10 protein-coding genes and 1 tRNA gene are annotated in these 11,789 nt (G+C 68.5%); 4 read left to right on the top strand and 7 right to left on the bottom strand.

Going from position 1 to position 11,789, the window contains the following annotated elements; all coding sequences use genetic code 11:
* Positions 1-14: 14 nt before the first annotated feature.
* Complete coding sequence (locus tag ACOKR1_RS06795) at positions 15-857, bottom strand: Bax inhibitor-1/YccA family protein (RefSeq protein WP_422935938.1); 843 nt, start codon at positions 855-857, stop codon at positions 15-17.
* Positions 858-1,258: 401 nt separating this feature from the next.
* On the opposite strand from ACOKR1_RS06795, the gene ACOKR1_RS06790 reads away from it, so the two are divergent.
* From ACOKR1_RS06790 to ACOKR1_RS06775, 4 genes are read left to right on the top strand one after another with little or no spacing between them, the layout of a single operon-like run.
* On the top strand, positions 1,259-2,536 hold the full coding sequence (locus ACOKR1_RS06790; protein WP_422935937.1) for a branched-chain amino acid ABC transporter permease: 1,278 nt from the start codon (positions 1,259-1,261) through the stop codon (positions 2,534-2,536).
* A gap of 9 nt (positions 2,537-2,545) precedes the next feature.
* Positions 2,546-3,514 carry a branched-chain amino acid ABC transporter permease gene (locus ACOKR1_RS06785; RefSeq protein WP_422935936.1) on the top strand — a complete coding sequence of 323 codons (969 nt, stop codon included), beginning with the start codon at positions 2,546-2,548 and terminating at the stop codon, positions 3,512-3,514.
* Complete coding sequence (locus ACOKR1_RS06780) at positions 3,511-4,734, top strand: ATP-binding cassette domain-containing protein (RefSeq protein WP_422935935.1); 1,224 nt, start codon at positions 3,511-3,513, stop codon at positions 4,732-4,734. The genes ACOKR1_RS06785 and ACOKR1_RS06780 overlap by 4 nt, the downstream gene beginning before the upstream one ends.
* Positions 4,731-5,519 carry an ABC transporter ATP-binding protein gene (locus ACOKR1_RS06775; protein ID WP_422935934.1) on the top strand — a complete coding sequence of 263 codons (789 nt, stop codon included), beginning with the start codon at positions 4,731-4,733 and terminating at the stop codon, positions 5,517-5,519. Before ACOKR1_RS06780 ends, ACOKR1_RS06775 begins: the two co-directional genes overlap by 4 nt.
* A 74-nt stretch (positions 5,520-5,593) precedes the next feature.
* Here ACOKR1_RS06775 and ACOKR1_RS06770 read toward each other — a convergent pair whose 3' ends face one another.
* From ACOKR1_RS06770 to ACOKR1_RS06745, 6 genes are all read right to left on the bottom strand, one after another.
* Positions 5,594-6,961 (bottom strand): ABC transporter substrate-binding protein, encoded by a 1,368-nt coding sequence (locus tag ACOKR1_RS06770; RefSeq protein WP_422935933.1) that lies wholly within the window; start codon positions 6,959-6,961, stop codon positions 5,594-5,596.
* Positions 6,962-7,178: 217 nt separating this feature from the next.
* Positions 7,179-7,255: transfer RNA gene (locus ACOKR1_RS06765), tRNA-Leu, on the bottom strand.
* Positions 7,256-7,370: 115 nt separating this feature from the next.
* Positions 7,371-8,789 carry an NAD(P)/FAD-dependent oxidoreductase gene (locus ACOKR1_RS06760; protein ID WP_422935932.1) on the bottom strand — a complete coding sequence of 473 codons (1,419 nt, stop codon included), beginning with the start codon at positions 8,787-8,789 and terminating at the stop codon, positions 7,371-7,373.
* Positions 8,790-8,793: 4 nt separating this feature from the next.
* The gene (locus ACOKR1_RS06755; protein WP_422935931.1) at positions 8,794-10,137 is read right to left on the bottom strand and encodes a S8 family serine peptidase; all 1,344 of its coding nucleotides are present in this window, start codon (positions 10,135-10,137) and stop codon (positions 8,794-8,796) included.
* Positions 10,138-10,140: 3 nt separating this feature from the next.
* Entirely contained in the window at positions 10,141-11,109 is a 969-nt protein-coding gene (locus ACOKR1_RS06750; protein WP_422935930.1) for an exopolyphosphatase, read from the bottom strand.
* Positions 11,106-11,786, bottom strand: coding sequence for a DUF501 domain-containing protein (locus ACOKR1_RS06745; RefSeq protein ID WP_422935929.1), 681 nt, complete (start codon positions 11,784-11,786; stop codon positions 11,106-11,108). Before ACOKR1_RS06745 ends, ACOKR1_RS06750 begins: the two co-directional genes overlap by 4 nt.
* Positions 11,787-11,789 lie beyond the last annotated feature (3 nt).

The raw sequence follows: 11,789 nt of genomic DNA, 5'->3' as shown, positions 1-11,789 counted from the left end.
AGACCGCCGCGACGCTAGTCGTTGCTGTTGAAGATCGCGAGGAGCCGCAGGATCTCGGTGTAGAGCCACACGAGCGTGACGGTGAGACCGAACGCGGCGGTCCACGAGACGCTCCGCGGCGCGCCCGCCCGGACGGCCTTCTCGATGCTGTCGAAGTCGAGGATGAGCGAAATGGCCGCGAGGACCACCGCCACGAGCCCCACGATGACGCCGAGCGGAATGCCGAAGATGTGCACGCTGCTCCGGAGCCCCCACGCTCCGGTCTGCGGGGCCAAGAACATGACGAACAGGTTGACGATGCTGAACGCGAGGTAGCCGAGCATCGCGATGAGGAAGAACCTCATGAGGCGGGGCGTCGCGCGAACCCTTCCACTCTTGTAGAGGAAGAGGGTCACGCCCGCGACCGCGAACGTCCCGAGCACGGCCTGAAGGCCAATGCCCGGCGCGGCCGCGTCGAGGATTCGGGTCAGGCCGCCAAGGAACAGGCCCTCGAGGGCGGCATAGGCGAGGATGAGTGCCGGGACCGGCTCGCGCTTGAAAGTGTTGACGAGCGCGAGCACGAAGCCGCCGATCGCCCCGAGGACCATGAGCCCGAGCGCCGCCCCCATCGGCAGGGCAAGCGTGACGGCCGCACCGACAATCACGGCGCCAAGGCACGCGAGTGTCTTGACGATGACGTCGTCGTACGTGACGCGTCCCGTCTGCACGGGGCCCGCGGACGGCGCACGGTACAGCTCGTCGAGCTGCTCGGCGCTCATGGCCGGCTGCCCGTACGGTGAACGCGGGATGGGCGGGGCGGTCGAGACGGCCCCCTTGAAGTTCTTTCCCCGGAACACGGGGTTGCCACCGAAAGCCATGGAAGACTCCTGTACTCGTAGGGTGCGCGTGTGAGGTGTGCGAGTGGCGCTTCACGAGAAACGCTATCAAGAGCACGAGCGCCGAGACGCCGAAGTTCCACCACGGACCTTCGCAGGCGGCCCCTGAGGCCTCCCAGCCGACGATGTGAGCAAGTCGTTACCGGATCTCAACCTGCGGTGGGTTCCCGCCCCACTGCTGGTCGGCTTCTCGCGGGTAACATGACCTTCCAGCAGGTGAGATGCGTCACAGTCGCACCGTGCATCCTGCCTGCGGTCAGACCGCATCGCTGGCAAGTCGCCAGCCTGGCCCCGGAACCACGGAGGTCCACATCGTGTATAGACGAGCATTAGCCGCCCACCCCTCGCGGCTGAGGCGAGCGTTTTCGGCAGGAGGGGTCCTCGTGGCCCTTCTGGTGGGGCTGCTCCTGGCGTTCGCGCCCGCAGCCGAGGCGACCACCCCGCCGTCGCCCTCCCCCAGCGGGAGCGCGTCGCAGTCGCAATTCCAGAACACCATCTCAGGGTTCCTGCGCAATAACGGTCAGCCGCTCTCGGGCGTGAAGATCACGGCGAAGGGCGGCGGCTTCGAGGGCAGCACCACATCCTCCGCAAACGGGGCATGGAGCATCTCGGTGCCAAGCCAGGGCAGCTACCAGCTGACCCTCGACGAGTCGACCCTCCCCTCGGGCGTCAAGCTCGCGGAGGGGCAGGACAACCCGCGCACCGTCACGTTCAACCAGACCTCCAACGTGAGCACGATCTTCGCGTTCGGCGCGGGCATCACGGTGCATGAGGTGAGCTTCCTCGGGAGCCTGCTCAACAGGCTCGTCGCGGGACTGAGCTTCGGGCTCCTGCTCGCGCTCTCCGCCGTCGGCCTCTCTCTCATCTTCGGCACCACCGGCCTCACGAACTTCGCCCACGGCGAGATGGTGACGATCGGCGCCGTCGTCGTCTTTTCCCTCAGCAGCATCGGGGTTCCCCTCTGGCTCGGGATCATCGGCGGCCTCCTCGCGGGAGCCGGCTTCGGCTACGTCCAAGACGCCTTCCTGTGGAAACCGCTGCGGCGGCGCGGCACCGGGCTCGTGCCCATGATGATCGTGAGCATCGGCCTCGCGCTCGCGGCCCGCTACGTCATCCTGTTCTTCTTCGGCGGCGCGACCCAGCAGCTCCCCGGGGCCCAGACCACGGACATCGACCTCGGTCCCGTCTCGGTGTCGCCCAACAACCTCGTCTCGCTCCTCATCTCCGCGATCGTCATCGGGCTCATCGGGTTCCTCCTCCTGAGGACCCGGATCGGGAAGGCAACGCGCGCCGTGGCCGACAACCCGGCGCTCGCCGCGGCGAGCGGCATCGACGTCGACCGCGTGGTGCGGGTCGTGTGGGTGACTGGCGGCCTGCTCGCCGCGCTCGGCGGCATCCTGTGGGCCTACTACCGCCCCGGCGTGACGTTCAACATGGGTCAGCAGATCCTGCTCATGATCTTCGCCGGCGTGACGCTCGGCGGCCTGGGCACGGTCTTCGGCGCCCTCGTCGGCTCGATCGTCGTCGGCATCTTCGTGGAGCTCACGACCGTCTTCGGTCTGACCTCCGATCTCAAGTACGTCGGGGCGCTGGTCGTCATGATCCTCGTGCTCCTGTTCCGGCCGCAGGGCATCCTGGGCCGCCGCGAGCGAGTGGGCTAGGAGGCTCCCATGGATTTCGGAGAAATCTTCAACGAGGCCATCGGCGAGATGGTCAGCCCGACGACGGCGGCCTACGCGCTCGCCGCGCTCGGCCTCGCCGTGCACTTCGGCTACTCGGGCCTGCTCAACTTCGGGCAGGCGGGCTTCATGGCCGTGGGCTCGTACGCATTCGCGATGTCCACGATTCACTTCGGCGCTCCGTGGTGGCTCGGTCTCCTCATCGCGGTCGTCGCCTCGAGCATCTTCGCGCTGCTCCTCGGCATCCCGACGCTGCGGCTACGCGCCGACTACCTCGCAATCGTGACGATCGCCGCCGCGGAGATCATCCGCTACGTGGTCACGACGAACAGCCTCACGGACGTCACGGGCTCCGCGAACGGCCTCGCGGGCTTCCGTCAGGACTTCCTGAAGCTCAACCCGTTCCCACAAGGGACCTATCTCGGCTACAGCAGCAACGACTTCTTCTACCGCGTGGTCGCCTGGGGGTTCGTGATCATCCTCGGCCTCGGGGTCTGGCTGCTCATGCGGAGCCCGTGGGGCCGCGTGCTCAAGGGCATCCGCGAGGACGAGCTCGCCGTGCGCTCGCTCGGCAAGAACGTCTACGCCTACAAGATGCAGGCCCTCGTGATCGGCGGTGCGTTCGGCGCCCTTGCGGGCCTCGTCTTCACGCTCCCGCGCGACGTCGTCCAGCCGGCCAACTACGGAACCGAGCTCACGTTCTTCCTCTGGACGTGCCTCTTGCTCGGCGGAATGTCCACCGTCCTCGGCCCGGTGATCGGGGCCATGCTCTTCTGGGTCGTGCTCTCGCTCACCCAGAACATCCTGTTCGGGCTCATCCAGATCGGCACGCTCCCGTGGCTCAACCCCTCGCAGGCGGGGCAGCTGCGCTACATCCTCGTGGGCGTGGCCCTCATGCTGCTCATGATCTTCAGGCCCCAGGGCGTGTTCGGTAACAAGAAGGAGCTTGCGTTCTCATGAGCGAAGCCGAGAAGACGGCTGGAACCGTCGACTACATGACAGACACGCGGCCCATCGTGGACGGGGAGGCGGGCCCGGGCTGCAAGAAGCGCGATCCCATCGTCGTCGCGGACAACGTGAGCCGCCGCTTCGGCGGCATTACCGCCGTGGACGTCGAGCACCTCGAGATCCCGCGCCACAAGATCACGGCCCTCATCGGGCCCAACGGCGCTGGCAAGACCACGCTGTTCAACCTCCTCACGGGGTTCGACACACCCAATTCCGGAAAGTGGCAGTTCGAGGGCACCAACCTCGCCGGGATGTCTTCGTACAAGGTGGCGCGCCTCGGCATGGTCCGGACGTTCCAGCTCACGAAGGTCATGGGCAAGCTCACGGTCCTCGAGAACATGCGCCTCGGCGCGTCCGAGCAGCCGGGCGAGAAGCTCCGTAACGCCCTTTTCCGTGGCGTTTGGGGCGGGCGCGAGAAGGTCATCACGGAGCAGGCTGATCGTCTCCTCGAGAAGTTCAAGCTCGACACGAAGCGCGAGGACTACGCCGCGTCCCTCTCAGGCGGCCAGCGGAAGCTGCTCGAGATGGCCCGCTCGCTCATGGCCAAACCCAAGCTCGTCATGCTCGACGAGCCCATGGCCGGCGTCAACCCCGCGCTCTCGCAGAGCCTGCTCGACCACATCAAGAACCTCAAGTCCGAGGGCATGACCGTGCTGTTCGTCGAGCACGACATGCACATGGTCCGGCACATCGCGGACTGGGTCGTGGTCATGGCGGAGGGCAAGGTCGTCGCTGAGGGTCCACCCGCCGAGGTCATGCGGGACCAGGCCGTCATCGACGCCTACCTTGGCGCCCACCACGACGTCGACCTCGGCGCCGCGGGCGGCGTCAAGGAGCTCGAGGCGGAACTCGCCGCGGACGACGAATCCGTGGTCGGGACCTCCGACGCCGGAATCCTGTCCGAGAACCACGTCCTCGCCGGGGAGGCGGAGACGCTGTCCGTGCGGCACCCCGAGGCGGATCCGACGGGCGACGGCGGCGAGCCCGCCACCGCGCACGACGGCGGCGGCTCCGCGCCCGAAGGCGACGAACCCGCCGTCGGCAGCGCCGATGCGGAGCGTCCCCGCTCAGGTCGGCGGGCTGCGGATATGCCCGCGGACGGCGCGTCTGGCGATCACTCAACCGGTGAGCACACGTCCGGCGATCACGGCACGAAGGAGCAGGACGCATGAGCGAGCAGACGGAATCCCCCGGCACGGCCGGAACGGCCACCCAGGACGGCGAGGCGGTGGTCACCGTCACGAAGCTCGTTGCCGGTTATCTCCCCGGCGTCAACATCCTCAATGGCTGCAGCATCGAGGCACGCAAGGGCGAGCTCATCGGCATCATCGGCCCCAACGGCGCCGGCAAGTCCACGCTGCTCAAGGCCATGTTCGGCCTCGTCAAGGTCCACTCGGGCTCCGTCGTCGTGCACGGGCAGGATCTCACGGGCCTCAAGGCCAACAAGCTCGTGAGCCGCGGCATCGGCTTCGTGCCGCAGACGAACAACGTCTTCACGACCCTCACGATCGAAGAGAACATGCAGATGGGCCTGTTCCAGCGGCCCAAGGTGTTCAAGGAGCGGTGGGACTTCGTGACGGACCTGTTCCCGGAGCTCGGCAAGCGCCGTACCCAGCGGGCAGGCTCGCTCTCGGGCGGCGAGCGGCAGATGGTCGCGATGGGCCGCGCGCTCATGATGAACCCGGCCGTGCTCCTGCTCGACGAGCCCTCGGCGGGCCTCTCCCCCGTCAAGCAGGACGAGACGTTCTTGCGGGTGCACGAGATCAACCGGGCCGGCGTCTCCGTGATCATGGTCGAGCAGAACGCACGCCGCTGCCTCCAGATCTGCGACCGCGGCTACGTGCTCGACCAAGGGCGCGACGCCTACCACGGCACGGGGCGCGAGCTTCTCCACGACCCCAAGGTCATCCAGCTGTACCTCGGAACGCTCGCCGACGACGAGCAGAACGGCAACTGACGCAACCTCAGGAAAAGGGCTCCGGCTCCCTTGCGGGAACCGGAGCCCTTTCGTGTGGGCGGAGGCCGTGAAGCTTAGGACAGCTTGCCGTATTCCTCGCTCACAGGCTGCGGCACGTTCTTGTCATCGAACTTGTAGATGCCGATGTAGGCCTCTTGCGGATCGCCGTTCTTGGCGAACGAGACCGGGCCGGACTTGCCGTAGTAGTGGATCTGCTTACCCTGCCGGAGGAGGGTCACGCAGCTCGCGAAGTCGGAGCACTTCTCGGGGCCGGCCGTGATGTCCTGAAGATGCGCCGCGATGTCGGTGCCCTTCGTGCTCTTGGCCTCTTCGGCAGCGAGCGAGATGAGGTTCACGGCGTCCCAGGACTCGCCCGCGTAGCTGTAGTCCTTGAGGCTCGCATCGATCGTCTTGAGCTGCGCCTTGAAGTCGTCCTTCGCGAACGTGCCCGGGATCGTACCGCGCGCGCCGGAGAGGGTGCCCGCCGCCAGGTCCTTGCTGTAGTCGGACGTGTTGCCGTCCACGAAGAACATCTGGGTCGGCTTGACGCCCTTGCCCGCCAGGAGCGGGATGATCTGCTTGGCCTGGTCGAACGAGATGACCGCGATCGCGTCGGGCTTGGCCGCCACGACCTTGTCCACCTGCGAGCTGAACTGCGAGTCGCCCTCGTTGAACAGCTCCTCGTCCACGACCTTGCCGCCGGCCGCCACGAACGCCTTCTTGACGTTGTCGCGGAGGCCCGTGCCGTAGGAGTCGTTGAGCACAATCATGCCGAGCGTCTGAGCGCCACACGAAGCCATGTAGTTGCCGAGCACGCGGCCTTGGAGGACGTCGGACGGTGCGGTGCGCCAGTAGAGCCCGTGGGCCGGCCACGTGCTGAAGTCAGGCGACGTGTTGGCCGGAGAGAACTGCACCACGCCAGCGCCGGTGATCTGGTTGATCACGGTCTTGGTCACGCCCGACGAGGCGGCGCCGACAATCGCGCTGACCCCCTGCCCGAGGAGGTTCGTCACGGACTGCGTCGCGATGTCCGTCGTCGTGTCGCCGGAGTCGCGGTGGATGACCTCGATCGGATGCCCGAGCACGCCGCCCGCGTCGTTGACCTGCTTGACGGCGAGGTTCACGCCCGCGATCTCGGGCGGGCCGAGGAACGCGAGGGCGCCGGTCTGCGGCAGGAGCGAGCCGATCTTGAGCGGCGAAGCGGACACCGTGCTTGCCTTGGGAACGTCAGACGGCTTGACCGTGGTGCCAACCGGCGAGGCGCCGGCCCCAGCGCCAGACGAGGGTGCCGGGCACGAAATGCCTCCGGCGGCCGCTGATGAGCTGCCGCTGCTGGTGGGCGTCCCCGAGGAGCCCCCGCACGCGGTGGCGAGCAGGGCAACCCCCACGCCAAGCGCTGTGAGCTTGGCGATCCGGGGTAATGCCTCATGGCGTGGAATCATTCGATTTTCTCCTCCATCGAAGGGCGCAAGGCACCCCGATGCGACGAATCAGGTGTTCCTGATCACACCGTCAGGCTAATCGAACGGTTTTGGTCACAGAAGTGGTACAGGTCACAGCCTTGTAACAGCTTTTGCACAAGATGGTCTCAAAAATCTTTCGCCCAGAATATGAATTCCAGATCAATAGTTTGTCGGCGACCGAGCCAGCCGCCGTGCCTGGTGCCCCAGCAGGGACTCGAACCCTGACTTGGCGGATTTTAAGTCCGCTGCCTCTGCCGATTGGGCTACTGGGGCGCCGCTCCAGCCTACCGCCACAGCCCCTCCGGCCAGGGCCACCCGGAGGAACGACGACGGCGGCCGCCTCCCGTGGGAGACGGCCGCCGTCGCGCTGTGGTCGGGGCGCGCAGGACTACTGCGCGGGGACCTTGGCCGGCTCGGCCGGCGGAGCGATGGTCTTCGGCTTGGGGCTCGCCGCGGCGACGAAGGACGCGCGCGGGTTGTCGAGGTTCTCGAGCGGCGTGTTGTCGCGGCCCGCGAACAGGGCCGAGAGCCAGTCGAGGCCCACACGGAACTTGCGCTCCACCGTCGGGATCGCGAGGCCGTGGTAGCCGCGGTGCGCGAGCCACGCGAGCGGGCCACGCAGGCCAATGTGGCCCACGAGGTTGATGTTCGCGACGCCCTTCCACGGACCGAAGCCCGCGACCGCACCGAGGTTCTTGTGCTTGTAGTCCTCGAGCGGGCGGTCCCAACGGGAGGCCCAGAGGTTCTTCGCGAGGACCTTGGCCTGACGCAGCGCGTGCTGGGCGTTCGGGACGCACGTGCCGTCCGGGAGGCCCTTGCCGGTGAGGTCCGGCACGGCCGCGACGTCGCCGGCGGCCCAGGCGTTCTCGACGATGCCCTCGTCGCCAGCCACGCGGAGGTCCGGGAGGACGCGGACGCGGCCGCGCGGCTCGAGCGGGAACTCGGTCGACTTGACCACGGGGTTGGCCTGGACGCCAGCGGTCCAGATCAGCGTGTCAGCGGCGAACTCCTGCGCCGGGGACTTGTCCGGCATGTTGATGAGCTTGAGCGTGCCCTCGGCGTTGGCGAGGGACGTGTTGAGCAGCACCTCGATGCCGCGGCTGCGGAGGTGCTCCACGACCCAGTCGGCCTGCTCGGGGGTGACCTCGGGCATGATGCGGCCCATGGCCTCGACGAGGACGAAGCGGACTTCCTCCTGCTTGACACGATCGTTCGTCGCGACGGTCGAGCGCGCGAGGTCCTCGAGCTCCGTGATGGTCTCGATGCCCGCGAAGCCGCCGCCGACCACGACGAACGTGAGCGCGGCCTGGCGCTCGGCCGGGTTCGAGGCGGTCGAGGCGAACTCGACGCGCTCGAGGACCTGGTTGCGGAGGGCAATGGCCTCCTCGATGGTCTTGTTGCCGATGCCCTTCTCGGCGAGGCCGGGGATCGGGAACGTGCGGGTGATCGCACCGGCGGCCATGACAACGTCGACGTAAGGGATCTCGATGGTGCCCTCGTTGCCGGGAAGCTGGACGACAGCCTTCCGGTTCTCGTGGTCAACGGACACGACCGAGCCCTGGATGACCTCGGACTCGCGCAGCGTGCGGCGCAGCGGGATGACGACGTGGCGGGCCTCGATGTTGCCGCCGGCCACCTCGGGAAGGAACGGCTGGTACGTCATGTACGGCATCGGGTCGACGACGGTGACGATGCCACCGGCCTTGGCGATCTTCTTCTGCAGCCCGAGGGCCACGTAAAGACCAACGTAACCACCGCCGGCGACAAGAACGCGCGGGCGGTCGACAAGCTCAATGGTGGAAGGCATGTCTCTACTGTACCAACTTGTGAAAACTTTCACTATCGGTTTCTGGGGCCTTTTTCCGAAGCCTCAGCACGTGCCAGATTCCGCCCGTGAGGATGGCGAGAATGAGCGCCCCGAAGCCGATCACGATAATCGCCGGCCACGGCGAGACGTCCGCTGAGGCGACCGGAGTGGGCGCGCTCGCCTCGGGCATGGCGGGCTCGCTGGCAGGGGCGCCCTGCGCCGGCGGCGCCGGAGCGGACGACGCCGGGGCCGACCTTCGGTGCACACGGATCCAGTCCGCGATCGAGCCGAGCGGGTTGGTCTGCGTCTCCGGGACGTCCGCCGTGAGCGCGGCGCCCGCGTTGAGGATGCCGTACCCGTAGATGGGATCGTGGCCCGGCGCTCCAGCGTCCTTGGCCGTCGAGATGATCCGGTTGATCACCTGCTTTGCGCTCATCTGCGGCCACTTGGACCGGATGAGCGCGGCGACGCCTGCCACGATCGGCGTCGCGCCCGACGAGCCCGCCCACGAGGCATAGGTCCCGTCCGGCATCCCGCCCACTAGCTGCTCGGCCGGGGCGGCCACGCCGATGCTCACGCCCTGCGAGGACGCGTCGATGCTCGCGTGCTCCTGCCGGTCGAGACCCGCGACGGTGAGGACGCCGGGGATCGTGGCCGGGGCCCCCACCTCGACGTTTCCTGCCGCGCGATTGCCCGCGGCAGCCACGATGACGACGTCCTTCTGCTCGGCGTAGAGGAACGCGTCATCCCAGCTCGTCGGCCAGTCCGGGGAGGAACTCCCGAGGGACATGTTGATGACCTTCGCGCCGTGGTCGACGGCCCACCGCACTGCGGCCGGGATCTGCTCCATGTCGGTGGGGCCCGCGGGATTCGGCGAGCCGAGCCACGTCGAGACCGTGAGGAGCTGCGACTGGGGCGCGACGCCCACGATCCCGTCCGGCCCGGGGGCGCCGTTCGGCGAGGGCGTCCCGCCATGGCCCCGGCCCGCGAGAAGTGTCGCGACAAGCGTCCCGTGCTCCGACTCCGAGCCGATGGGCTTCTGTCCGTCTGGCTGACCCGCGCGCGAGACATCCGTTCCCCCGACCACGGCGCCCTTGAGGTCGGGAATCCCGCCGCTCACGCCGCTGTCGATCACGGCAACCGTGACACCCGCGCCCTGAGACACGGACCACGCCTTGTCGATCCCGTATTCGGAGACCCAGTACTCGGCGTCCCGGATCGAGTCAGCCCGGGCGGGCGCCACGGGCGCGAGCAGCCCCAGCCCCACGAGCCCGAGCACGGCAGACGCCGAGACGAGGGCGGCGAGGACCCGCGGAAAGAGGCGGGCATGTCCGATACCGACCGCCATGCGTCAGCCCGCGGCGCGCCCGAGCGTGCTCAGCGCGATGCCGTCGAGGATGTCATGCTCGCTTGTTATCGCCGTGCCGATCCGACCGTCGGTCAGCCCGGCCATGCGCTCGAGCACTCGCCGCCACACGAGCGCCCCGGCCCCGATGACGTCGGCGCGGCCAGGGTGCATATACGGGAGCGCGGTGCGCTCCTCATGGCTCAGCCCCAGCAGCGAACCGCACGCGGCCTCGATCTCGGCGAGCGAGAGCTCGGAACCATGGATCCGCTCGGGCTGATAGGACGGGAGCGCGAGCGCGTGGGCGGTGATCGTCGTGATCGAGCCCGCGACGCCGATCACGGCCGTCGCCTGGGCGAGGGGCACCTCGGCGAGGGCCTCATCGATGCCGCGGTCGACGTCGTCCTGCGCCTCGGCGATCTCCGCCGCCGTCGGCGGGTCGGAGCGAAGGTGACGCTCGGTGAGGCGCACGCTGCCCATGTCAATCGAGCGGGCCGCGATCACACCGCCGGCATCGCCGAGCACGAACTCGGTGGAGCCGCCGCCGAGGTCCACGACCACGACCGGTCGGCCCGATTCGAGCGGGAGGACGCTCGCGGCCCCGGAAAAGCTCAGCGCAGCCTCCTCGAGGCCCGGGACGACCTCGGGGTCGACGCCCAGCCGCGACCGAATGCCCTCCGCGAATTCGTCGCGGTTGCGGGCGTCCCTCGTCGCACTCGTCGCGACGAACCGCACGCGCTCGGCGCCGAGGCTCCTGATGATCTCGGCATAGTCCCCGACCGCGGCGAACGTGCGCTCGAGCGCCTCGGGCGCGAGCACGCCCGTCGCGTCGACGCCCTGCCCGAGGCGGACAATCCGCATCTCCCGGTGGACGTCGGCGAGGCGCACCGCCCCGGCGTCGCCCGCCTCGCCCTGCGTGTCCGCGACGAGCAGACGAATCGAGTTGGTTCCGCAGTCAATCCCGGCGACCCTCATGCGCCGTCCCCCTCTGATGCCGTGGCTGATGCTTCGGTGTCCCGCTTGCGGACCGGCGCCGCGCGCCCCGTGAGCGACGGAAGGCCCTGCGGGCCATGCCGGCTCAACTCCTTGTTCGGCGTCGGCGATTCCGTGTCCCACGCGCCGACGCAATAACAACGGTCGGGCGTCCACCACTCCGCGATGCGCTCGATCGCCTCGTCGCCGAGCGGGTTGACGCCGGGCCCCATCGAGAGCGACTGCCCCACGAGGACGTGAAGGCACTTGACGCGCTCAGGCATGCCCCCGGCGGAGACGCCGTCGATCTCCGGGACTGGGCCAAGGCCCGCGAGCTCGCCGATGCGCCGCCGTGCCGCGAGATACGCCTCGTGCGCCGCCCGGTACGCGGCCGCGAGCTCGGGCTCGGCCGCGAGCCGCTCGTTCATCTCCGTCATGGCCCCTGCGGCCTCGAGCCGCGAGACCGCGGACGTCACGACGGGGTGCGTGAGGTAGAACGTGGTGGGGAACGGCGTGCCGTTCGAAAGGCGCGGAGCCGTGGCCGCGACGAGCGGGTTGCCGCACACGCAGCGCGCAGGGATCTCGACGAGGTCGCGCGCTGGGCGTCCCAGCTGACGGCTGATCACGTCATAGTCCTGGGCAGTCGGTGCGGCGTTCCGTTCCGGGCTCGGGTGAGTCACTGT

The organism is Sinomonas sp. P47F7 (assembly GCF_049332655.1).
Classification (GTDB): domain Bacteria; phylum Actinomycetota; class Actinomycetes; order Actinomycetales; family Micrococcaceae; genus Sinomonas.
The sequence above is the reverse complement of the archived record's forward strand: the minus strand, read 5'-3'. Positions and strand labels throughout refer to the sequence as shown.

Excerpts from the sequence above, each read along its gene's own strand:
- ACOKR1_RS06795 (WP_422935938.1), bottom strand. The coding sequence starts at position 857 with ATGGCTTTCGGTGGCAACCCCGTGTTCCGGGGAAAGAACTTCAAGGGG.
- ACOKR1_RS06785 (WP_422935936.1), top strand. The coding sequence starts at position 2,546 with ATGGATTTCGGAGAAATCTTCAACGAGGCCATCGGCGAGATGGTCAGC.
- ACOKR1_RS06780 (WP_422935935.1), top strand. The coding sequence starts at position 3,511 with ATGAGCGAAGCCGAGAAGACGGCTGGAACCGTCGACTACATGACAGAC.
- ACOKR1_RS06775 (WP_422935934.1), top strand. The coding sequence starts at position 4,731 with ATGAGCGAGCAGACGGAATCCCCCGGCACGGCCGGAACGGCCACCCAG.
- ACOKR1_RS06770 (WP_422935933.1), bottom strand. The coding sequence starts at position 6,961 with ATGATTCCACGCCATGAGGCATTACCCCGGATCGCCAAGCTCACAGCG.
- ACOKR1_RS06760 (WP_422935932.1), bottom strand. The coding sequence starts at position 8,789 with ATGCCTTCCACCATTGAGCTTGTCGACCGCCCGCGCGTTCTTGTCGCC.
- ACOKR1_RS06755 (WP_422935931.1), bottom strand. The coding sequence starts at position 10,137 with ATGGCGGTCGGTATCGGACATGCCCGCCTCTTTCCGCGGGTCCTCGCC.
- ACOKR1_RS06750 (WP_422935930.1), bottom strand. The coding sequence starts at position 11,109 with ATGAGGGTCGCCGGGATTGACTGCGGAACCAACTCGATTCGTCTGCTC.